The following is a 21,298-nucleotide window of genomic DNA, read 5'->3' as shown; positions in this document are numbered from 1 at the left end:
TGTGACTGACCCAATCCTATTTCCGAGCAGAGCCGCCCATACCCGTGCATGGGAAGAGCTGGCCCACGCTATCGCCGCCAACAGCGATACTATTGCCGAAACGGCGGCTACCCCACCCGCTGTGCGTGGTGACTTGACCATCATAGGCTCCGGCATTGAAACCGTCGGTTTCGCCCTCGGCGACGAAGCGCTGATCCGTGCCGCCGATGCGGTTTTTTTCTGCGTCGCCGATCCTGCGACCGTCGTCTGGCTGAAATCCATCCGTCCTGACGCTTATGACTTATATGTGCTTTATGACGACAATAAAGTACGGTACACCACTTATATGCAAATGACCGAAGCCATGCTGCATTTTGTCCGGCAAGGCCAGCGGGTGGTAGCGATTTTCTATGGCCATCCCGGCATTTTTGTCTTGTCCACGCATCGCGCCATCTTAATCGCCAAACGCGAAGGGCACCGCGCCGTCATGCGCCCCGGCGTTTGTGCCTTGGATTGCTTATGCGCCGATTTGGGTGTCGACCCTTGCCATCCGGGAATGCAAACCCACGAAGCGACAGATATGTTGATCCGTGGGCGCGTCCCTGACACCAGTTTGCATGTCGTGCTATGGCAAGTCGGCTTAATTGGTGAAATGGGTTTTCGCCGTAAGGGTTACATCAATGAGAATTTTTCCGTTTTTATTGAATATCTCCAAAAATATTATGGTGACGATTATCCGATTATCCATTATGTGGCTTCACGCTACCCTACCATCGATCCGCTGATCGAAAGCTATCCGTTATCTGAATTACATGATCCTCGGGTGCAAGTACGGGTAACGGGCGTATCTACTTTTTATTTGCCGCCGAAAGATAATGCCGAAGCAGACCGCGACATGCTATACCGTTTAGGCTTGCTGAAACCGGGACAAGAATTGCGTGTCGCGGAAGGCCCATTGCGGGAAATCGGCAAATATGGCTCCCGTGAACGGAAGGCTTTCCGGGCTTTTCGGCGTTTTCAAGTACCCAAAGGTTACCAATGGCAGGAAGATACCGGTGCCAGCCGCTTTTTGATTGCTTTACGCCAAGACTTGGATTTATGTCGGCGTTATACCCATAATCCACGGGAAACCTTATCCCCGGCGGCCTTTCCTAACCTAACCGAACGCGAACGCGGCTTGCTGATTACCCGCGATCCGGGGGCTATCCAAGTGGCGGCGAAAGGCTCTTTTGTCGCCTCAATCACTAACAGGACAATGCTGACCACATTATTCCAGAGAAAGACCCTGCAATTGGGCTTACTGAAGCATGTCCGTCAGGCACCCGCCGAAAATCTTATTTCCGCATTGCAACAGTGGTCAGAGCGTAATGGCCTACCTGCTGATTGGGAGCGTATGCGTACCGATATTGACCTGTGCCTGCGTGACTGCTTATTTCCTTGGACAGGCATTTATTGTGCGGAAACCAGCGGCGACAATGCCGTGGAGCAAAATCGGCGCTTGATCGTTTTGACCGGGGACGGTAAAAAAGCCCGTTTGTCCATTGATGGCGAACCTGTACGGCGGTTTACCTTTAAACGCGGGACATTGGAATGGCGATCTACCTTAGGCAGGGTAGATAACGGCTATTTGCGTGTTGATGTTGATAGTCGTGGCCACCGCCGCTTGATCGGCAGTATCTGGCCACAGGGCGAAACGGTTCCGGCCGAACACCGCTTAGTCTTGACCGAAGTGCCGCTTGGCCATCAGCATCCGGCCTCTTTGGTCGGTACCCATATCCGTGACGTTAATGGCAAACGCGAGCAATTGGATATTATGGTCATGGCAGCGGACGAACAGTCCCGCCATCTGGGTATCCGGTTGAATGGGGATATACTGGAAGGTGCTTTATGTTTAGAAGGACGGAAACTGACGGTAAACGGCCAGGCGTTTTTAATGGCCGGCAGCACCGCCTTGGCTGAAAACGGCCATTTAGAGCCAGTCTGGCAAAAAGATAACGCTATCCCCTATGATCTGTGCGGGGCTTATGCAACAAAAATTTTAGGTGGCGGACGGTATTTGCTGGAACTTAGCCCAGATGAGATCCTTATCGATGGGGTGCGGCCAATAACCATGGAATTGGCTTCTGGACAGGTAAGCTGGTCAGGTGGCCCTGAAAAAGCGCGGTGCGGCCAACTGACATTATTGCTGGATCCGATCACCCTGTTACCTTTTTTATTTGGTACGGTGGAAAACCAGCTTGGTGTTCGGACACGCTGCCACGGTTTCGTACCTCCTGCCGCCGGTTTGAGCCGTGCTGGCCCGGAAATGGGCTTAAGCCAATGGCATTGGGAGCGGCTGGTCAATCTTGCCATGCGCCCAGACCAATCAGGCGGGTCTATGCTGTGGTACCAGGTTGAAAAAGCTAATCTGGCAGCCACGATTGTCAACGCCTACCTAAGCCGACGGCTACCTTAAAGGCTTGTTTAAGAAAGCGGTAGGCTAGCTATTAGCCTACCTATCCCCCATAATACAAAAAAGGTGAAGGCGCAAGTGTGGACAGATATTGACGGTATCACTACCGCAAAATTATTGGCTTATGACACCCAATGTTTCCCCTTTGCAAACTTGGCGGCTTCGGTTTTCAAAGTCAATGCCCTAGAACGGCTGCATGAAGATTGGCGGCGGCATAAAATCCGCCGTGGCCAACCTGCCGCACTGGGTTATAACGACAACTTACTGCTCCGTGCCATGCTGCAAAAATTGGATGACGAATCGGCTTTCTATAAGGTCTACCATAGCTTTGTGCGGCAAGTGATAGGGCCGGCTTTTGGCCGCAAAATTTCCTATTCCAGCCATCCGAAAATGCGGGTGCATCTGGCAGGGACACCGACAGTCAGCAAATGGCACCGTGATGCCGACATTACTGGCAGGCCCGAACAAATCAATGTCTGGCTACCTTTTACCAACACCCACGACGGCAACAGTTTATGGCTAGAATCCTATTATGGCCGTGCTGACTATCGGCCTGTCACGGTTGCTTATGGGCAAGCCCTGATTTTTGACGGCGGTTTCCTAGATCATGGCACGGTGAGCAACACCACGGATACGACGAGGGTCAGCTTGGATTTTCGTTTTGCTATTGTAGGTGCTGACCTACCGGAAACAGTACGGGCCATATTTGCCAGCCGTCCAGATAATTTACTCCCCGCTGATAGGGATAGTCCGTGTACAGGGCAAAAGTATTGATTTTAGAGAATATCTTTCTCCCGTTTGCCGCAAGCCTACTACCACCTCCAACGTGTTGTGTGCCAGTCATCTCCCTATCCATAGACTTGCTTTATCGCGTAGTAAAGGCTGTCAAGAAGACACAACAAATCCTGATACTCGATCATCAAGTTTTTAACATTCGGATAAATAGTTCAGCTACTGGGTATTGAAAGTTTTAACAAATTAATTTAAAACAACAAGTTGCAATGGAATCCGGCTCCCTCCCCTGATGGGGAGGGCTGGGGTGGGGAGAATCTAAACAAGGCTTTTTTCATTAAACGGACTGAAATCAGTCTGATTAAAATCTCTGAGCTATATGTATAAGTCATTGATTTTATTCTCCCCACCCCAACCCTCCCCATCAGGGGAGGGAGCCGTCTACCTTGACAAGCCTTGGCTCTTCGCTAATCTTTTCCACTATTTAGAGGTGACTTTATGAAAAACTTGATGATCGAGTGATAACTTTATCATTTCATTAATAATTCAGGCCTATATTCAAAGTGCATAGTGTCGTAGTGATACCACTTGCCACCCCAAATAAAACCGTGCTTCTCAAATATTTCAACTATTTTCTGCGGAATCGCATTTTTATACTGCATTTTTCCGGACCATTGCCAATAATTAGAAAATTTCGTATTTATATCTATCGCTATCCCAAACGAATGGTTGCTTAATAGCTTTGTCCCGCTAATGACACGCCAATTAAACGTACCCGAAGTATTGCTAACAAATTTTTTCAGTTCAGCAGGCAGCCCGTCCAATTCTTGGGAAATTTGCTCTAGCTTACCCGCAACGCCATTGATGCGTTGAATTTTAATAATTTGCTTACTTGATTTTGGCATCCATCTCAGCGCGGTTAAATGGCTGTTGACCTCTGCGGCACTTGAGCCGTAAAGGCGCTTAAAAAATGCTTCATTTCTTATGCGCCCCGGATCAACATTGACAGCAGGTGCCCCGAATGAATGGATGCCTACCGGATAGGAGTAGGTAAACATATCTTCCAAATCGGGATGTTCTAATAATTGGTCAACATCTTTTTTCTTCTGGTCATCGTAGAGTTGCCGCTCACCCGAACGCCAAATAATATAATTATCTTTGCAGGTAACCAAATGCTCAGGATAAGCTCTGACTAAAATGTCGGCATTTTTATCACAAACTGCATACGCATCCGTCAGCAAAGAACTAAGAAAAAGGGCAATTAGGGCTCTCACTGTGCATACACTTTAATAGAGTTTTTGTAAATTTTCACCAAAATAAGCGGCGTGCCGTTAAGAATATCTTCTTTAGCGCTACTTTCGACAGATCCCCTATTCAACATACCTTCCAAATGCTCACGATTCGTTTTATTGCCGAACAGGCTATCGGATTCATCCTCACTATCACGGACGTTTAAATCATGAAAATTAGCCCTATCCTGACGGATAATTGCCGCGACCGAACTCAAACGCTCACCTTTGCTATTAAAGTGGTCTTTTATCCCAAGACGGGCCACATAACTCTCACTTGCTTCTTCTGATAAAACAGATGCAGTTCGTTTGGGTTCGCTTTTAAATAAGTTGATGGGTACATTACTGGTTTCAGAATTCACCCCCATTTCCCCAAGAACTTCATTTAGCTCTGATTTGGTCGTTATTTCTTCATAAGTGATTTTTGCAGCCACCCCATTATCATTAACATTGAACAATTCAAATTTACCCGTCGGTAAAACATTGAACATCAAATTATCTGGAGAATAATTGGTATCCATTGTATTAGCATCAATGTTTATAGGATCGTATCCGGCTAAAATATGACCCGATGACGAACTAATAAACCGCATGTTCATTTTAATTTTTCGGGTTTGATTAAGGGATGTATCAAAAAAGCTAACCCACATTTCACCTTTACTGCCCTCCATAGCTAAAAGACCCCGATAAGTTATGAATCCAACCCGCCAAGCAACACCATAAATGCCTTTAATACTAGGAATTTCTTCTGCTACGACAGAAAAGCTTGCTAGTGTTAACAAAAAATACACTATTATTTTTCTCATAATATCCTCTAAAGGTGACTAGAATTCGCCAATTGATCTTGGCGGTTTTTATCCTTTGCAGGGCAATCATCGCCATTCCCTTTTTGACTTCCCAAAAACGGTTCGAACAATAGCATTTAAGCCCCCATGAAAGATATTAACTAGTACCTAAAAAATAGTGCATTTTCCACTAACCTATAAAAACAACTGTTTTATTTACCATTTTTCTTAGGATTTTCTGCTTGTACCGGATTATGGGGTGCGTATAAATCGGGAATTTTGTTGATTTTGTTGCCTAAGTGGCGTAATTTCACCCCAGAACTTTGGAGGTGTGTGCCATGAAAACTAAGCCACGGAAAAACCATTGGACTATCAGGTGATTTATGTTGAATAATGAAAAAACCGCAGTCAGCCAACCCCAGTTGGCCCAAATCAACCTCACCGGATTGCCCTCGCAATTGCAACTTGAGTTAATTGATTTTTACGGATTTCTTATCTAAAAATACCATCTCAATGAGAAAGCCCCTGAACCACAAACAGCGTTCAAACGCTTTTTCGCCTGTTCGACGGGGAAGATGCTCCCTCCCCTGCGAAGGGGAGGGCTGGGGTGGGGTGGGGTTGAATTCGCGAATGTTAAAAGATATATGCACATCTACTTATAAGCGTTAATCCATTCACTCACCGAGGTCAAATATGAAAACCATCGCACTCGAATTACCCGTGGACGGTTTGCCGCTAGATGCCTGTATTCCTGGTAACTTTGCTGATGAAGCCCGTTTTATTTTAGCTTTGAAATTGTTTGAACAAGGGCGCATCTCTTCGGGTAAAGCAGGCAAACTCTGTAACCAGTCACGCGTTGAATTTCTAATGGCCGTTGGTAAAGCGGGTGTGCCAGTCGTCGATTTAAGCGCCGAGGAAATGATCGACGAGTTCGCGCCATGATGCTGGATCGGGCCGTGATCAATTCCGGGCCGTTGATTGCCTTATCGTTACTGGGCCGTTTGGATATTTTGCCGCTGGTATTCAAAGAATTTTGGATACCCGATGCGGTGTATCAAGAAGTCGCAATCGCGGGTATTGGCCGGACAGGGGCCGATGATTTACGCAACCCAATCTGGCAGCGGCATCTTGCTCCAGCACCGGAACTAGACCCGCTATTGATTGCTGAATTAGATATTGGCGAAGCCTCGGTCATCGCATTAGCCCGCAAGCATTATCCGTGCATGGCAATTATCGATGAAAAGCGCGGGCGGCATATTGCCCAGCATGTCTATCAGTTGCCTGTAAAAGGTTCGGTCGGCTTGTTGGTTGAGGCGGCACGGCACGGCGAAATAAGCGATTTACGCGCCAGTTTGATTACGCTAAAACAGGCTGGCTATTATTTATCCAATGATTTGATTGAAGCCGCTTGTTCGGCTGTGAATAGACACTAATTTATCACAGGTGAATTCACGAACTCATAAAAATCTAACGTTTAAATTGTCCGCATTAAAATTTTAGCGGATAACCCCACCAAACGGTGCATATTTCCACCTAAGTAGTGGTTTATAAGTCTTTTAATATTTTTATCTCCGACTTGCCCCTGGTCGAAGCCCCGTTCCCTAAGCGAAGCCGAAGGGAGCGGGGCTTCGACCAGGGAACAAGAAGCGGGGTAAAATTCACAAATGTTAAAAAATATATGAACACCTACTTAGATGAATTTGTATCATTAAGCGCATACCCCCTGAGCCAGCACCTTCGCAAGCCTTTCACCGGGTTGCTTACGGCAAGCAACCCATTATTCTTCCCTCCCGGGTAACGGACGGTCTTGGCGAATTTCACGCTGCCAAGCGGCAGGGTCATCAATGCTTGCAAACAAATTATTTTTTGCGGCGTTGTCCAACAGTTCGGCAACCGCAAAGCCATTGGGCTTGGCCTCTGTGTTCAGGGCATTGTTTTTTGCCCATTTAGCCTTAAGAAACCGGATAAAGTCGAGTGTCTCCACCTGCATTTCTGGGGGCAATCCGGCCAAATCATGAAGTATTTCTTCGCTGAGGGTGGGCATGGTAAAATCTCCTGCTTATTTTTTTTGGGGCTTGTTAAGCGATTTCTGTTTGATAACGTGGCGGTAACGTTCGCTGCTGTAGAAGACAAAATAGCCTGCCAATCCTAAGGACTAAATTATTTTGTAGGAATATTGGCACATACCCGCTTGTAATTTCTGCATATTGCTTTTTATGGCTTTAGCAGATGAATGATCTTTACCAAATGTCTTCTCCACAATTATAAGGCTGCGACGGTACATGCGTTCGGCTTCGGGAAACTTACCTTGAGTTTGGTAAATATGTGCCAGATTGCTCAGACAAGCACATAAATAAGCACTATCATTACCAAAAATTTGTTCAAGAATTTCAAGGCTGCAACGGTACATAAGTTCGGCTCTAGGAAGGTTTCCTTGAGTCTGGTAAATATTTCCCAGATTGTTTAAGCTTACAGCTACTTTAGGATGGTCTCTGCCAAAGACCTTTTTCCTTATTGCAAGACTGCGGAGATGCAGGCATTTCGCTTCGGCATGCTTACCTTGATCTTGATAAAGCTCTGCCAAGTTGTTCAGGCTGTCGGCAACATTAGAATGATTTTTGCCAAAGGCCTTTTTCCTAATTGAAAGGCTACGCTGAAATAAGGAGTAAGCTTCGGTGTACTTGCCTTTATTACGCAGAATCTCAGCTAAATCGTTTAAACTGATAGCAACATCAGAGTGGTCTTTACCCAAAGCATTTTCTTTAATCTCAAGGCTGCGTTGGTACAGGGATTCCGCTTCAAGGAGCTTATCCTGGTCATGATAAAGTCCTGCCAGATTATTTAGGATGTTAGCAATAGAAGGGTGCTCTTTGCCAAAAGCTTTTTCGCTAATATCAAGACTGCGAAGAAATAGGGGTTCGGCTTCGTCAAACTTGCTTTGGCTACGCAAAAATTCTGCCAGATTGTTTAGGCTAGCGGCGACATCAGGATGGTCTTTGCCTAATGCCTTTTCTATAATAATAAGACTGCGGCCATACATGGGTTCTACTTCAGCATACTTGCCTTGAATGAGGTAAATCTCCGCCAGATTGTTTAGGCCGGCAGCAACATTAGGATGGTCTTCACCTAATACCTTTTCCATAATCGCAAGGCTACGCTGAAACAAGGGCTCCGCTTTACCATACTTGCCTTGAATTTGATAAAGCACTGCCAGATTGTTTATGCTAACGGCAACATTAGGATGATCCTTACCTAATGCCTTTTCTATAATAACAAGGCTGCGTTGAAACAAGGGCTCCGCTTCGAGGTATTTACCTTGGTCTTTATAAAGTCCTGCCAAATTATTTAATGTGCCAGCAACATCAAGATGATCTTCGCTCAATGCCTTTTCGACAATCACAAGGCTACGTTGAAACAAAAACTCGGCTTCACTGTACTTGCCTTGAATGCCGTAAAGCCCTCCTAAATTATTTAGGAGGGTAGCAATATCAGGATGATTTGCTCCTAACGCCTTTTCCCGAATCGTAAGGCTACGCTGAAATAGGGGCTCCGCCTTGATGTACTTGCCTTGAGTTTGATAAAGTCCTGCCAGGTTATTTAAGCTATCGGCGACATCAAGATGCTCGTTGCCTAAAAACGTTTCCCGAATTGCAAGGCTACGCTTAAAAAAGGGTTTTGCCTCTGCATATTTTCCAGCATTATACCAAGCACTTCCAGCTTGATTTAGGCAATACGCTAATTCTTCTACAAACTCTGACGGCAAAATATCGGCGGCTTCCTGAAAATAGTCAGCGGCTTTGGCATATTTGATTTGCGCCAGCTTTAATCTACCATTGTGTACCGCGCTTGCCGCTGCGGACAACAGGTATTTCTTGGCGTTGTCCAGCAGGTTTTTTGCGGCCAACAAATTCTTGTCTTTCGCTTGGTTAATGAACACTTCCGCCTGTTCAAACTCGCCTTGTTCCAAAACCTGTTCCGCTTGGGTCAACAATGCCTTTATCTCCAGGTCTTCCGATTGGAAGCTGGCGAGTTCTTTTAAGGCGTTCAGGTAACGCTCGGCAATGGTGCGTAGAGTGTGGTCGTAATCCTGATAAGGGACGGCCTGTTCTTCGAGGATTTTAAAAAAGTTTGCCAAGGCGTTTTGGGTAACTCCCAGTTCTTTGGCAAGTGCCTCAAATTTTTCTGGCGTGATGCCGTAATGAATATCACGGCCTGCCTGAAGGGCTGTGTTATGACTTCCTATTACCGATTGTTCGGCAAAGGATGGCTTTTTAAACCATCTGAACAGGTTCATTTGCTTTCCGTTATGTCACCGCCCGCTTGCGCTGTGTGGTTATGCGACCCGTTTACGGTTTGGTTTAGGGTTGTCGTTTGCGGCGGCTGCTTTTTTCTAAACAATAAGCCAATTAATCCGCCAACCACAACAACGCCTATCCCGCTGAATAGCCATTCCCATGATTTATGTTCTATTAAATAATCAATCATACGCTTTAACCCTTCTGATAAAACTAAAGAGCTGTCATCTTAGCATGGTATTTGTTGGAGATAATATTGTTATCTTATGCCCTTAAGCAGCCAGAATAATCGTTGATTTTTAGCATGTCCATTACTATGGAAACGCCAAATTTTTAGGCAAAAAAATAGGAATTTTTCGGGGGGAAATCGGCCAAAATGAAAAAGTTTTGGACAAAGTTTTGGCACAAGCAATAAAAAAGGCCTAGACGGAAACCGCCTAAGCCTTTGAATTCTTTGGAGCTGGAGATGGGACTCGAACCCGCGACCGGCTGATTACAAATCAGCTGCTCTACCAACTGAGCTACACCAGCAAAGAGCGGCTATTATACACAATTTTTTGCGTCTGCATAGCCTGTTTTCAATCTTTTTTTAATTCACGGCGTTTTTACGATGCCGCTAAGCCTGCGATATTGTAGCCGCAGTCCACATAAGTGATTTCACCAGTAACGCCGGAGGCCAAATCAGAACACATAAAGGCGGCGACGTTGCCGACTTCTTCGATGCTGACGTTGCGTTTTAACGGCGCGGTGTCGGCGGCTTTGCTGAGCATGGCTTTAAAGTTGTTGATACCGGAAGCGGCTAAGGTTCTGATAGGGCCGGCGGAAATGGCGTTGACGCGGGTGCCTTCGGGACCTAAGGCCATCGCCATGTAACGGACGTTGGCTTCTAAGCTGGCTTTGGCGACCCCCATGACGTTATAGTTAGGGATGGCACGTTCTGCGCCCAGATAGGTCAACGTCATTAACGAGCCGTTGCGGCCTGCCATCATGGCGCGTCCGGCTTTTGCCAAGGCGGTGAAGCTGTACGAGCTGATGTCGTGGGCGACGCGGAAGTTGTCGCGGGTGGTGGCGTTGACATAATCGCCGTCCAGTGCGTCACGCGGGGCGTAGGCGACCGAGTGGACGATGCAGTCCAGGCCGTCCCAATGCTCGCCCAGGGCTTTAAAAACGTTGTCGATATGCTCGTCATAGCTGACATCGCATTCCAGCACGATGGACGATTCGCATTCGGTGGCCATTTCCTGCACCCGGCTTTCTAATTTTTCATTTTGAAAGGTAAACGCCAGTTCGGCACCTTCGCGGTGCATGGCTTTGGCAATCCCCCAGGCAATTGAGCGATTGCTCGCCAAGCCTACTATCAACACTCGTTTACCTTGCATGAATCCCATATCATCGCCTCGTCTTTTTATTGTTAAAATAAGTTTGTTCTATTGGCACAGCCGCTATATAAAGAGGCTTGTGTAACTGCTTTTTAGCCACCACTTGTAGCAGGCGGCCCTTAAGCGGAAAATCAATTGCGAAGGATAACGATGCCAAGCTATCGTTGTCAATGTTAATCACTGATGTTACGCAGTAACATCTTTTTCCCGTTTGCCGCGCCGAGCATCGCAGGTTTTTTCGGGATTGGCCCGAAGGGGCGCGGCAGGGATGCCGCGCGTCGGCAGGTGGGCAGGAGCCCACTCTGCCGACCCCCCGACAAAACCGAGAAGCGCAGGAAGAAGCGGTAATCGGGCCGCCTTTTCTTTGGATACTTTCTTTTGGCGGAGCAAAAGAAAGTATCTCGCCTTCGGGTGCGAGAACCCGATTAAAAAATCGTCGCGATAGCGACTCATTATTTGTTTTTTCAAATCGCAGAAAATATCTGCGTAATATCAGTTAATCAATCCCCGCTTGGGGAGGCTTTAGACCTACCGAACCGTGATGAAAATATCAAGCTGTGCCGTTTTGCTGACCGCCGCCCTTGTCTTGACGGCTTGCCAGCCCTCACAATTGAATAATCCTTATAGTGATGCTGACGATCAGCAGAACATTTTATATCAATCCTTCTCGGAACGCCCGAAGCATCTGGATCCGGCGATGTCGTACGCGTCTAACGAATACACGTTTATCGCGCAGATTTATGAGCCGCCCCTGCAATACCATTACTTAAAACGGCCTTATCAGCTAACGCCGCTGACCGCCAAGAGCTTACCGCAAATAGACTATATCAACGCCCAAGGCCAACCCTTGCCGCCCACGGCTGCCGAGCAGGACATTGCCTTTACCGATTATGTCATCACCCTGCAAGACGGGGTGCGTTACCAGCCCCACCCTGCCCTGGCGAAAAAAGCCGACGGCACTTATCTGTATCATCAGCTAAACCCTGATGAGATTGCGCCGCTAAAAACTTTGGCCGATTTGCCGCAAACGGGGACGCGGGCGTTGCTGGCCGAAGATTATGTTTATCAGATCAAACGCTTGGCGCACCCGAAAAACCAATCGCCGATTGCTGAGATTATGAAGAATTATATTGTCGGTTTTGCCGACTTTGCCCAGCAAGTCGCCGACAAGCCCAAAACCGCCATTAAGGACATCGCCATGGCGGGCGTACAGGCCACCAGCCCGACGCAATACCGTATCCGCATTAAGGGCAAATATCCGCAGTTCAGTTATTGGTTGGCGATGCTGTTTTTCGCGCCGATGCCTTGGGAGGCCGATGTGTTTTATGGGCAAGCAGGCTTAAAAGATAAAAACATCACCTTAGATTGGTTCCCTATCGGTACGGGAGCCTATTATCTGGCGGAAAACAATCCGAACCGGCGCATGGTGTTGCAGAAGAATCCTAACTTCCATCCCGAAACCTACCCGACTGAGGGCGAGCCGGACGACAAGGCCAAAGGCCTATTAAACGATGCAGGCAAACCTTTGCCGTTTATCGACAAGGCGGTGTTTATGTTGGAGAAGGAAACCATCCCCTATTGGAGTAAGTTCCAGCAAGGCTATTTTGATTTATCGGGCATTGCCTCGGATAACTTCGACCAAGCCGTGCAATTTACTGGCGGCGGCGAAGCGGCGTTAACGCCGGCCATGCAAGCTAAAGGGATGCAGTTGCAGACCAGCGTCGAAACGTCGACCTATTATATGGGCTTTAATATGCTGGACGCGACCATAGGCGGGAGCAGCGAAAATGCCCGCAAGTTACGTCAAGCCATTGCCATTGCCGTGGATTATGAAGAAATGATCTCGATTTTCCGCAATGGCCGGGGCGTACCGGCGCAAGGGGCCGTTCCTCCGGGCATTTTTGGTTTTGCCGAGGGCGAGCAAGGCATTAACCCTAACGTTTACGAATGGCGCGACGGCAAGCCGCGCCGCAAACCCCTCGCCGTCGCCCAGCAATTGATGACGGAAGCGGGTTATGCCCACGGTGTGGATCCGAAAACTGGCCGGGCGTTGATTTTATATTTTGATACTATGGCGGCTGGGGTCGATGACCGCCCGCTGCTGAACTGGTATCGGAAACAATTTGCCAAGCTGGGTATCGATTTAGTCCTCCGGGTCACGGATTACAACCGTTTTCAAGAAAAAGTCCGCACCGGCAATGCACAAATTTTTGTCTGGGGTTGGAATGCCGACTATCCTGACCCGGAGAATTTTTTGTTCCTGTTCTACAGCGCCAATGCCAAGGTAAAATTCGGCGGCGAAAATGCCAGCAATTATCAAAACGACAACTTCGACCGCCTGTTTGAGAAAATGCGCAATATGGACAACAGTGAAGAACGTTACCAACTGATCCAGCAACTGGAAGTGCAAGTGCGCCATGATGCCCCTTGGCTGTTCGGCCTCCACCCGAAAAGCTTCGGGCTATACCATAGCTGGTTTAAAAACCTGAAACCCAATTTAATGGCGAATAACCAGCTTAAATACACGCGCATTGATGCCCAAGAGCGGGCACAAAAACGGGCGCAATGGAACCGCCCTATTTTCTGGCCTTTAGGGGTGCTGGCGGCAGGGCTGGTGTTGCTGGCCTTACCTGCGGCCAGGGCTTATCGGCGCAAGCTGCGGGGCAATTGATGCCCAGATATTTAATGTAGATTTTGAAGGAAAAATTATGCAAGCCATAGAATTTGAAACCCATTTACATAACGGCCTAATCCAGCTTCCCATGGCTTACCAAAATTGGCAAGAAGGCAAGTCCGTTAAAGTCATTGTGCTGGTGGATGAAGCCACGGAAGAAAATGCCCGGCCCGCGGCCCTCCATTCCATAAACCGCCATGCCGGAAAGCTGGCCTTAACGCAAGATCCCTTAGAGTTTCAACAAACTATTCGCGATGAATGGGCATGAATAGCGTTTTAGACACTTGCCCTTGATATGATAGCGGCGAACCGCCCTTAGCTTCCCCCAGGACACCCAACCTCCCATGATCCAATATATCATCCGCCGCATTTTATACGCCTTCCCTATTTTGCTGGGGGTTAACATCCTGACGTTTGTGCTGTTTTTTATCGTCAATAGCCCCGACGATATGGCACGGCTACAACTGGGGCAAAAACATGTCACCCAGCAAGCTATCGACAACTGGAAACACCAGCACGGTTATGACTTGCCGTTGCTATGGGATAGCCACGCGCCAGGGGGTGAAAAACTGACCCAGACCATTTTCTTCCAAAAGTCGGCCAGCCTATTTGTGTTCCGTTTCGGCACGTCCGACAGTGGCCGGAATATTGGCGCGGATATTCAAGAACGGGCGCTGCCTAGCTTGGCCTTGGCCTTGCCGACCTTAGCCGTGGGTTTATTGCTCAATGTCTGTCTGGCGTTACTGATCGTGCTGTTCCGTAACAGCTATTTAGAACAGGCGGGGCTGGTGCTGTGCGTGTTGCTGATGTCGGTGTCGTCGCTGTTTTATATTATCGGCGGGCAATTTTTTGCCGGCAAGCTGTTAAGGCTAGTGCCTATTTCCGGTTATGACGACGGCTGGGCAGCGGTTAAGTTTCTAATCTTGCCGATTATCATCGGCGTGTTTTCGGGTATCGGTTCGGGGGTGCGCTGGTACCGGACGCTGTTTTTGGAAGAGGTCGGTAAGGATTATGTGCGCACCGCCCGCGCCAAAGGCCTGAGCGAAACGGCGACCCTGTTCCGGCACGTCTTACCCAATGCCATGATCCCGATCCTGACCGGGGTGGTCGTGGTGTTGCCAAGCTTATTTCTGGGCAGTTTGGTGATGGAGTCGTTTTTCAGCATCCCCGGCCTAGGCAGCTACACGATTGATGCCATCAACAACCAAGATTTTGCCACTGTCCGGGCGATGGTGTTCTTAGGCTCTTTGCTGTATGTGCTGGGGCTGTTGCTGACCGACATTTCTTATACGTTGGTTGACCCTAGGGTCAGATTATCCTGATACCTTGCCTTTGGGTAGTTTTTCACAAAAACGTTCGCCTAGGTTGAATAGCGGGCACTTAGCTTCTATGCTTAAACATAAGCTACTTTAACTAATCGGATGAGGTTTTCATGAACACAAACAAACATTACATTGCTATGGTACTGGCATTATCGGCTTTCGCCAGTACCACGACCTATGCTTACGACCCTATCGGCCCACAAACCAATGTCCCTGTTGCCACCCTCGCCAATAGCCGCTGGCATGAGTGCTACCGTGAAACCTATAAAACTACCGGAACAGGCTTGGCTACCATCCAAAACCAATGCCCAGGTTCCAACTTGATGCTGGCTTGCCGTCCGACGGGTAGCGATACCGTACAATTATTGTCGGAAGCGTTACGCGCTGACGTGTTATTTGACACCGGCACCAGCAACACTCCGCACAACGCCAACGGCACAAGCTGGTACTTCAACAACAACTATTCTTGGGGCTTCGCCAATCAAGGGGATCTGTTAACCCGTAACGCTTGCGACAACGCCCCCTCCGCAACCGGACAAAGCACCCGCTTATGCTGGCAAACCGCTAACGACACTATCACTAACGGCGGACGGTGCGGCGCAAATACCGGACTAGAGCAAAGCGATGCCTTTGAACGCGTCATTTATCAACGCAACGTCGTAGACCTCGCCATATTCCCCGCTTCGGGGCAACTACCGATTTACAGCAGTTTTGATGTTGACATTATTTTAACCGCAACCGATCCGACCCTGCTAAAAGGTGGCACGCTTAAAGTCAAGCTCAACAAAGATGACCTGACCTCTAGCTGTAGCACCCAACAAGCCATTATGAAAGTCAATAACAAATCCTCATGGGGACGCGTTGTCCGCTGCTACGGCATTTCATCCGCATTGGTCAGTTCCGTCACCAATAACTTCATGGTTGTCCATACCACTGCGGGTGGCGTAAAATCCGCTAATGGAGCGCAATGGACAGTTTACCCGGTACAGCCATTGCCTTAAGCAAAGGCTAAAAGGTACAAGCCTTGGAGCGCGGGCATCTTGCCCGCAAGTTTAGCATCACCCATCATTAAGGCCTGTCTGGCACTGTAAAGCCCATTGCACATGTTCCCTGACCAATGCCGAGGGATGCGCCAAACGTGCCGTTAAGGCGGCAATAATGGCCGGACTGGGCTGGGCATTGCCCAAAGCCACAGCAATATTGCGCAGCCAACGCTCATGGCCGATCCGGCGTATCGCCGAGCCTTCGGTTTTGCGTAAAAATTCGGCCTCATCCCAAGCAAACACCGCCAGCAATTGCTGGCTGTTAAGCCTGTGCCTAGGGTGGAAATCGCTTTCGCTACTGAAATGGGCAAAACGGTTCCACGGGCAGACTAACTGGCAATCGTCGCAACCGTAAATGCGGTTGCCCAGCAAGGGCCTCAAGTCTTCCGGGATAGGGCCATGCAGTTCAATCGTCAAATACGACACACAGCGGCGGGCATCGACTTGATAAGGGGCGACAATCGCCTGGGTCGGGCAAATGGCCAAACAGGCCGTACACACCCCGCAATGGTTAGCTGTGGGCGTATCAGCGGGCAGTGGCAAATCGGTATAAATTTCCCCTAAAAAAAACCACGAGCCCGCTTTGCGGTTCAGTAGATTAGAATGCTTGCCTATCCAGCCTAAACCCGCTTTTTCGGCAATGGCTTTTTCCAACACCGGGGCGCTGTCGACAAACACCCGATAGCCTAAGTCGGCGCATTGGGCTTGGATTCTATCGGCCAGTTTTTGCAAGCGGTTCCGCAACACCTTATGGTAATCCCGCCCCAAAGCGTAGCGGGAAATATACGCCGCCGCCGGGTCCGCCAAAACCGAGTGCATGGCGGCCGCCGCTTCCGGCAAATAGTCCATGCGCACCGAAATGATACTGCGGGTACCTTCTTGCAACAAAGCCGGGCGGCTACGTTTCAGGCCGTGGCGCTGCATATAGTCCATATCGCCATGAAAATCCTGGGCTAACCAGCCCTGCAAATGGCCTTCGGCCTCCGCCAAATCCGTGTCGCTGATACCGACTTGCTGAAACCCTAACGCCAGCCCCCATTGCTTGATCTGTTGCGCCAACTCAACCATAGCGGTATCGGCTTCGCTCATCGCCGCGCCGCCCACCACTGCCGACCTTTTAGCCACAGTGCTTGGACGAAAGGCCTAGCCCGTTGCACTGCCGCTTGCGCGTACGGCAAAGCGAACCGCCAAAGCCCTTGCGCCGCCGCCAACCCCATTACCCCCGCTTGCCGCAGCTTATGCCAAGGCACTGGCCTATCTTGGACTTTGCCACGGCGGTGCAGCCAATGCAGCACACCACTGACATAAAAATACCCCGGACACAGCCCCGCCAAAAACCAAGCAAACCGCCCCGCCGCCCCTAAGGCCTCGCCCGTATGTAACGGCCACATCCACGTCATCAAGGTTTCTCCACGCGTAAAACGGTTAGGGTCACGGACGGTTTTAATATGCCCGCTCCAACGGTCTATCCAAACCATCGTAAAGGGATGCTTTTGGTTAACCTCGCCCGCTTGACGGACATTAACCCGGTAAGTGCCGTCTTCACCCAAGGGCGTAGTTACCCGCCTGAGGGTGGCGCGGGGGAACGGCCCACGCGCGATAAACTCGGCCTCTTCCAAACGCACCGGACGCGCGTTAGTTCGGGCGGTACTCAATACGGGCTTGCCATTATTGCCATGTCCCATGTCCTCAGCCCCGGTCAACGCCTCCAAAATCTGCGGATAACTTAATTGCAGCCCGGTAAACGCCAACACCAATAAAGCCCCGGCACTTAACAGCCCCAGCCAACGGTGCACATCCATCAGCAAGCGCATCATGCCTTGGGTCAGGCGCAAGGCAAACACCCGCCGCCAGTCGCCGCCTACAGGCCACCACAAATACAGGCCGGTCATTACCGACACCATCAGCAACGCGCCCAACACCCCGACACATTGCCAACCAAACCGATCCAACCTAAGCTGGGTATGGACATCCAGCAACCACGTCATAGCCGTTTGCCCCCAGAAACGGCTTTCGACGACCTCAGCGGTGTAAGGGTTGACCGCCACCATCAGCGGCGCGTAATAGGCAAAATAAGTCTCTTGAGGCTTTTCATACCACGCAATGACCATCCTGTCCGGTGACTCCGGCAACTCCAGCGTCCAACTCCCATAGCGTTGCGGGTGCGCGGCCTTAACGGCGGCGAGCATTTTATCTAAAGACTGGTATGGCCCGTGTGGCTGCCCAATCTGCAACTGCGGGTTCAACCAAGTATCCAGCTCAGTCCGATAAACATTCAGGCTGCCCGTCAGGCCGATCAAAGCGAAAAAAAAGCCGCCGCCCAACGCCAGATAGAGATGAATTTTAAGCCAAACGGCGCGGGTCAAATAGCGTGAAAGTATCTGCATGACAACTAATAAGAAAACGATAAAAAAAGCCAAGCTGGGCAGATTTTAGCCCCCGCCCAAGCCGAAACTGGCATAATAACAGCAAACCCGTGCTTACTGTGCTTGCCATTTTATGAATAAACCACCGCTATTTTACCCGAAAGATTTTATTGCCACTGCTGAAGGGCTATTATTTGCCGTCGTCAGCCAAGGCCTAGAAAACGGTAAGGTGCTGTGCTTTCTGCGCTATGTCTTGGAAGCGTCCGGCTGGAAAAAATACCCCACTGCCGCCGCCAATGCGTTTTTACACGCCCACCATCCCCAGTATCTGCATTTTTCGCCGCACCTCGCCGCCCATCTGCACGCTGTCCCCCTGCCCCAGATCATCCGCCACCACACCCCGCGCCAACGCCTGCAAACCCTGCTGCATAGCCCCCGGACAGATGCCGTGTTAGAAGACGCTTATCAACTGGGCAATTTATTGCAAAGCCACGGGGTGAATTTAGCCGAGGTCGGCATTACCGGCTCGGTACTGGTCGACACCCATAACCCTGCCTCGGATATTGACTTGGTATGCTACGACCGCGCCGTTTTCAAGCACTGCCGTTTGTTGGTCGGCGAACTGACCCTGCAAGGCCTGTTGGCGGAATTGGCGGAAGCCGACTGGCAAGATGCCTACCAACGCCGCGAAGCGGCGTTAAGCTACCCGGAATACCTCTGGCATGAACGGCGTAAGTATAACAAAGGCCTGATTAACGGGCGTAAATTTGACCTCAGCCTCGTGCATGACAGCGTAGCCGAAGACGGCGATTGTACAAAATTAGGCTCGGCGACCCTGCACTGCCGGATTACCGACGATACCTACAGCTTTGATTATCCGGCACAGTTCAGCACCGACCACCCGACCATCCCCACCATTATCTGCTTCACCGCCACTTATAGCGGCCAAGCCCTAACCGGAGAAAACGTCGAAGCCGCCGGAATGCTGGAACAAACGGCGGACGGCCAGCAACGGCTAGTGGTGGGGGCGACCAGAGAGGCTAAAGGGGAATATATTAAGGTGATAGATACGTCAGCCACCTGATGAAATGGCGACAGCCTTTTACCTAGAAGCCCCGCCAGCTTGGTATAATGCCCCCTTACCGTTAAATTAACCCCCTATCCCCATGAGCCATTATCCCTACCGCAACGCCGCCCTCGCCCTACTGTTCTTGTTAACCGCCATATTGTCCGGCTGTTCGGAGCCGCCGCTACAAAAATTCGCCGGCGCAGCGCAAGGCACGACGTATCATGTCAGTTTTTGGACAACCCAGCCGTTGGACACCAACACTATTAAGGTTTTGGCGGATGCCGAATTTAGCCGCCTTGATAAGCTATTGTCGAATTACCGCCCCGATTCGGAGATTGAACAGCTCAACGCCACGATCAGCAGCGAACCGCAAACCGTCAATGAGGAAATCATCGGCCTAATTGAACAAGCGCGTACCGTCAGTGCCGCCAGCGCAGGCTGTTATGATTTGACCATTAAGCCGCTGTTTGACTTATGGGGCTTTAAGGCCGACAAATTTTCCGCCCCTACCCCAGCGGCCTTACAGGCCACCTTAAAAGAAGTCGGGTTTGCCAAAATCGAAGTGCTGGACAAAACCCATTTACGCAAGCTCAACCCCCATTTACGCATAGACCTGTCATCCATCGCCCAAGGCTACAGCGTGGCGCGTATCTCGGCGTTATTGGAACAGCAAGGCATTAACAATTATCTGGTGGAAATCGGCGGAGAATTGCAGACACGCGGCAAAAAGCCCAGTGGTGAAGCCTGGCGCATCGCGTTGGAAAAACCCTTGTCCGAGGAGCGCACCATGCAAAAAATCATCACCATTAACCAATCTGAGCCGTTATCGGTGATGACTTCAGGCACTTATCGGCACTATTTTGATGTCAACGGCAAACGCTACAGCCATATCTTAGATGCCCGCTTAGGCGTACCCGTAGAACATAACACCGTTTCGGTCACTGTCCTCCATAACGACCCCACCCAAGCCGATGCCTGGTCCACCGCCTTATTATGCCTGGGCCGTGAGGCTGGCCTTGCCGCCGCCAATAAAGCCGGGATTGCCGCCTTGTTTATCGAAAATCAAGATAACAGCTTCAATGAATATAGCAGCGCTGCCTTGGAAGCATTGCATACCATCACCATCAAATAAACGCGTGGCAAGCAGCGGTGGCGTTGTCATCAAAAAGCAATGCTGGGCTTGTTACGATATAATCATTTATTTTTTAGCTGTATAACTTATGTCGAGATTGAATATTCTTGTTGTTGAAGATGAAGATGCCATCCGGGGTATGCTGATGATGGTGCTTGAGCAAGCGGGTTTTAAATCCATTGCCGCCGTAGATGCTGAAGATGCCCAGAAGGCCTTAAATGATATTTCACCCGATTTGATCTTATTAGACTGGATGTTGCCCGGCATTAGCGGTGTCGAATGGGCGAGACGCTTAAAAAAAGAGCCTGTTTACCGGGATTTGCCGATTATTTTACTGACCGCCCGCGGCGAAGAGGAAGATAAGGTCAGAGGCCTGGAGATCGGCGCTGACGACTACATCACCAAACCTTTCTCACCGAAAGAATTGGTGGCCAGAGTCCGCGCGGTGCTGCGCCGTAGCGGCAAAATCCAAGGCTTGGCGCAAATAGCCTTGGGCGATTTAGTGCTGGATACCGAGCAACACCGGCTCAGCATCGGCGATAAGCAATTGGAGGTCAGCCCGACCGAATTCCGCCTGATGCAATTTTTTATGACCCACCCCGACAAAGTCTACAGCCGCACCCAATTGCTCGATCAAGTTTGGGGGCGTAGCGTCTATATTGAAGAGCGCACGATTGACGTGCATATCCGCCGCCTGCGCAAAATTCTCGGCGAACACGGGCGGGAAGACTTGGTGCAGACCGTGCGCGGCTTTGGCTACCGCTTTTCCCTAATGGAATAA

At 49.7% G+C, this 21,298-nt stretch carries 19 protein-coding genes and 1 tRNA gene; 11 read left to right on the top strand and 9 right to left on the bottom strand.

What is annotated here, in order from left to right; all coding sequences use genetic code 11:
* The first annotated feature begins 1 nt into the window (after position 1).
* Positions 2-2,434: an SAM-dependent methyltransferase gene (locus CEK71_RS09470; protein WP_088621563.1), complete on the top strand. Its 2,433-nt coding sequence runs from the start codon at positions 2-4 to the stop codon at positions 2,432-2,434.
* Positions 2,435-2,509: 75 nt separating this feature from the next.
* Positions 2,510-3,205, top strand: coding sequence for a phytanoyl-CoA dioxygenase family protein (locus tag CEK71_RS09465; RefSeq protein ID WP_198328530.1), 696 nt, complete (start codon positions 2,510-2,512; stop codon positions 3,203-3,205).
* Between the two features lie 488 nt (positions 3,206-3,693).
* Here the strand turns inward: CEK71_RS09465 and CEK71_RS09460 are convergent, their stop codons facing one another.
* Together CEK71_RS09460 and CEK71_RS09455 are read right to left on the bottom strand one after the other, a co-directional pair.
* Complete coding sequence (locus tag CEK71_RS09460; protein WP_198328528.1) at positions 3,694-4,437, bottom strand: M15 family metallopeptidase; 744 nt, start codon at positions 4,435-4,437, stop codon at positions 3,694-3,696.
* The gene (locus CEK71_RS09455) at positions 4,434-5,258 is read right to left on the bottom strand and encodes a hypothetical protein (RefSeq protein ID WP_088619159.1); all 825 of its coding nucleotides are present in this window, start codon (positions 5,256-5,258) and stop codon (positions 4,434-4,436) included. Before CEK71_RS09455 ends, CEK71_RS09460 begins: the two co-directional genes overlap by 4 nt.
* Positions 5,259-5,930: 672 nt before the next feature.
* On the opposite strand from CEK71_RS09455, the gene CEK71_RS09450 reads away from it, so the two are divergent.
* Entirely contained in the window at positions 5,931-6,179 is a 249-nt protein-coding gene (locus tag CEK71_RS09450; protein ID WP_088619158.1) for a UPF0175 family protein, read from the top strand.
* On the top strand, positions 6,176-6,670 hold the full coding sequence (locus tag CEK71_RS09445; protein ID WP_088619157.1) for a DUF3368 domain-containing protein: 495 nt from the start codon (positions 6,176-6,178) through the stop codon (positions 6,668-6,670). Before CEK71_RS09450 ends, CEK71_RS09445 begins: the two co-directional genes overlap by 4 nt.
* Before the next feature lie 344 nt (positions 6,671-7,014).
* On the opposite strand, the gene CEK71_RS09440 is transcribed toward CEK71_RS09445, so the two are convergent.
* The 5 genes from CEK71_RS09440 to CEK71_RS22520 form a co-directional block, all read right to left on the bottom strand.
* On the bottom strand, positions 7,015-7,281 hold the full coding sequence (locus CEK71_RS09440; RefSeq protein WP_088619156.1) for a hypothetical protein: 267 nt from the start codon (positions 7,279-7,281) through the stop codon (positions 7,015-7,017).
* Between the two features lie 111 nt (positions 7,282-7,392).
* A complete protein-coding gene (locus tag CEK71_RS09435) occupies positions 7,393-9,531 on the bottom strand; it encodes a tetratricopeptide repeat protein (RefSeq protein ID WP_088619155.1) in 2,139 nt (712 codons plus the stop codon).
* A gap of 456 nt (positions 9,532-9,987) precedes the next feature.
* Positions 9,988-10,063, bottom strand: a tRNA-Thr gene (locus CEK71_RS09425).
* Positions 10,064-10,137: 74 nt separating this feature from the next.
* Positions 10,138-10,911, bottom strand: a complete 774-nt coding sequence (locus CEK71_RS09420) for an enoyl-ACP reductase FabI (RefSeq protein ID WP_269766615.1) — start codon at positions 10,909-10,911, stop codon at positions 10,138-10,140.
* 186 nt (positions 10,912-11,097) lie between these two features.
* Entirely contained in the window at positions 11,098-11,379 is a 282-nt protein-coding gene (locus tag CEK71_RS22520) for a hypothetical protein (RefSeq protein ID WP_157679107.1), read from the bottom strand.
* Between the two features lie 73 nt (positions 11,380-11,452).
* Here CEK71_RS22520 and CEK71_RS09410 point away from each other — a divergent pair, with 73 nt between their 5' ends.
* The 4 genes from CEK71_RS09410 (at position 11,453) to CEK71_RS09395 (ending at position 15,908) form a co-directional block, all read left to right on the top strand.
* Positions 11,453-13,582, top strand: a complete 2,130-nt coding sequence (locus CEK71_RS09410) for an ABC transporter substrate-binding protein (protein ID WP_088619152.1) — start codon at positions 11,453-11,455, stop codon at positions 13,580-13,582.
* Between the two features lie 37 nt (positions 13,583-13,619).
* A complete protein-coding gene (locus tag CEK71_RS09405) occupies positions 13,620-13,853 on the top strand; it encodes a hypothetical protein (RefSeq protein ID WP_088619151.1) in 234 nt (77 codons plus the stop codon).
* A gap of 76 nt (positions 13,854-13,929) precedes the next feature.
* A complete protein-coding gene (locus CEK71_RS09400) occupies positions 13,930-14,907 on the top strand; it encodes an ABC transporter permease (RefSeq protein WP_088619150.1) in 978 nt (325 codons plus the stop codon).
* A 110-nt stretch (positions 14,908-15,017) separates the two neighbouring features.
* Positions 15,018-15,908 carry a hypothetical protein gene (locus tag CEK71_RS09395; RefSeq protein WP_088619149.1) on the top strand — a complete coding sequence of 297 codons (891 nt, stop codon included), beginning with the start codon at positions 15,018-15,020 and terminating at the stop codon, positions 15,906-15,908.
* Positions 15,909-15,965: 57 nt separating this feature from the next.
* On the opposite strand, the gene queG is transcribed toward CEK71_RS09395, so the two are convergent.
* Positions 15,966-17,039 carry a tRNA epoxyqueuosine(34) reductase QueG gene (gene queG, locus CEK71_RS09390; protein ID WP_088619148.1) on the bottom strand — a complete coding sequence of 358 codons (1,074 nt, stop codon included), beginning with the start codon at positions 17,037-17,039 and terminating at the stop codon, positions 15,966-15,968.
* Positions 17,036-18,337, bottom strand: a complete 1,302-nt coding sequence (locus CEK71_RS09385; RefSeq protein ID WP_088619147.1) for a PepSY-associated TM helix domain-containing protein — start codon at positions 18,335-18,337, stop codon at positions 17,036-17,038. The genes queG and CEK71_RS09385 overlap by 4 nt, the downstream gene beginning before the upstream one ends.
* 112 nt (positions 18,338-18,449) lie before the next feature.
* Between CEK71_RS09385 and CEK71_RS09380 the strand changes: the two genes are divergently transcribed.
* The 3 genes from CEK71_RS09380 (at position 18,450) to phoB (ending at position 21,298) form a co-directional block, all read left to right on the top strand.
* Positions 18,450-19,400: a hypothetical protein gene (locus tag CEK71_RS09380; RefSeq protein ID WP_088619146.1), complete on the top strand. Its 951-nt coding sequence runs from the start codon at positions 18,450-18,452 to the stop codon at positions 19,398-19,400.
* 82 nt (positions 19,401-19,482) lie between these two features.
* Positions 19,483-20,517, top strand: coding sequence for an FAD:protein FMN transferase (locus CEK71_RS09375; protein ID WP_088619145.1), 1,035 nt, complete (start codon positions 19,483-19,485; stop codon positions 20,515-20,517).
* An 88-nt stretch (positions 20,518-20,605) separates the two neighbouring features.
* Positions 20,606-21,298 carry a phosphate regulon transcriptional regulator PhoB gene (gene phoB / locus CEK71_RS09370; RefSeq protein WP_088619144.1) on the top strand — a complete coding sequence of 231 codons (693 nt, stop codon included), beginning with the start codon at positions 20,606-20,608 and terminating at the stop codon, positions 21,296-21,298.

Source organism: Methylovulum psychrotolerans, assembly GCF_002209385.1.
Classification (GTDB): domain Bacteria; phylum Pseudomonadota; class Gammaproteobacteria; order Methylococcales; family Methylomonadaceae; genus Methylovulum; species Methylovulum psychrotolerans.
Note: the sequence above shows the minus strand (reverse complement) of the source record. Positions and strands in the feature narration are given on the sequence as shown.

Excerpts from the sequence above, each read along its gene's own strand:
- CEK71_RS09440 (WP_088619156.1), bottom strand. The coding sequence starts at position 7,281 with ATGCCCACCCTCAGCGAAGAAATACTTCATGATTTGGCCGGATTGCCC.
- CEK71_RS09410 (WP_088619152.1), top strand. The coding sequence starts at position 11,453 with ATGAAAATATCAAGCTGTGCCGTTTTGCTGACCGCCGCCCTTGTCTTG.
- CEK71_RS09455 (WP_088619159.1), bottom strand. The coding sequence starts at position 5,258 with ATGAGAAAAATAATAGTGTATTTTTTGTTAACACTAGCAAGCTTTTCT.
- CEK71_RS09395 (WP_088619149.1), top strand. The coding sequence starts at position 15,018 with ATGAACACAAACAAACATTACATTGCTATGGTACTGGCATTATCGGCT.
- CEK71_RS09380 (WP_088619146.1), top strand. The coding sequence starts at position 18,450 with ATGAATAAACCACCGCTATTTTACCCGAAAGATTTTATTGCCACTGCT.
- CEK71_RS09405 (WP_088619151.1), top strand. The coding sequence starts at position 13,620 with ATGCAAGCCATAGAATTTGAAACCCATTTACATAACGGCCTAATCCAG.
- CEK71_RS09385 (WP_088619147.1), bottom strand. The coding sequence starts at position 18,337 with ATGCAGATACTTTCACGCTATTTGACCCGCGCCGTTTGGCTTAAAATT.
- CEK71_RS09435 (WP_088619155.1), bottom strand. The coding sequence starts at position 9,531 with ATGAACCTGTTCAGATGGTTTAAAAAGCCATCCTTTGCCGAACAATCG.
- phoB (WP_088619144.1), top strand. The coding sequence starts at position 20,606 with ATGTCGAGATTGAATATTCTTGTTGTTGAAGATGAAGATGCCATCCGG.
- queG (WP_088619148.1), bottom strand. The coding sequence starts at position 17,039 with ATGAGCGAAGCCGATACCGCTATGGTTGAGTTGGCGCAACAGATCAAG.
- CEK71_RS09445 (WP_088619157.1), top strand. The coding sequence starts at position 6,176 with ATGATGCTGGATCGGGCCGTGATCAATTCCGGGCCGTTGATTGCCTTA.
- CEK71_RS09375 (WP_088619145.1), top strand. The coding sequence starts at position 19,483 with ATGAGCCATTATCCCTACCGCAACGCCGCCCTCGCCCTACTGTTCTTG.
- CEK71_RS09450 (WP_088619158.1), top strand. The coding sequence starts at position 5,931 with ATGAAAACCATCGCACTCGAATTACCCGTGGACGGTTTGCCGCTAGAT.
- CEK71_RS09420 (WP_269766615.1), bottom strand. The coding sequence starts at position 10,911 with ATGCAAGGTAAACGAGTGTTGATAGTAGGCTTGGCGAGCAATCGCTCA.
- CEK71_RS09400 (WP_088619150.1), top strand. The coding sequence starts at position 13,930 with ATGATCCAATATATCATCCGCCGCATTTTATACGCCTTCCCTATTTTG.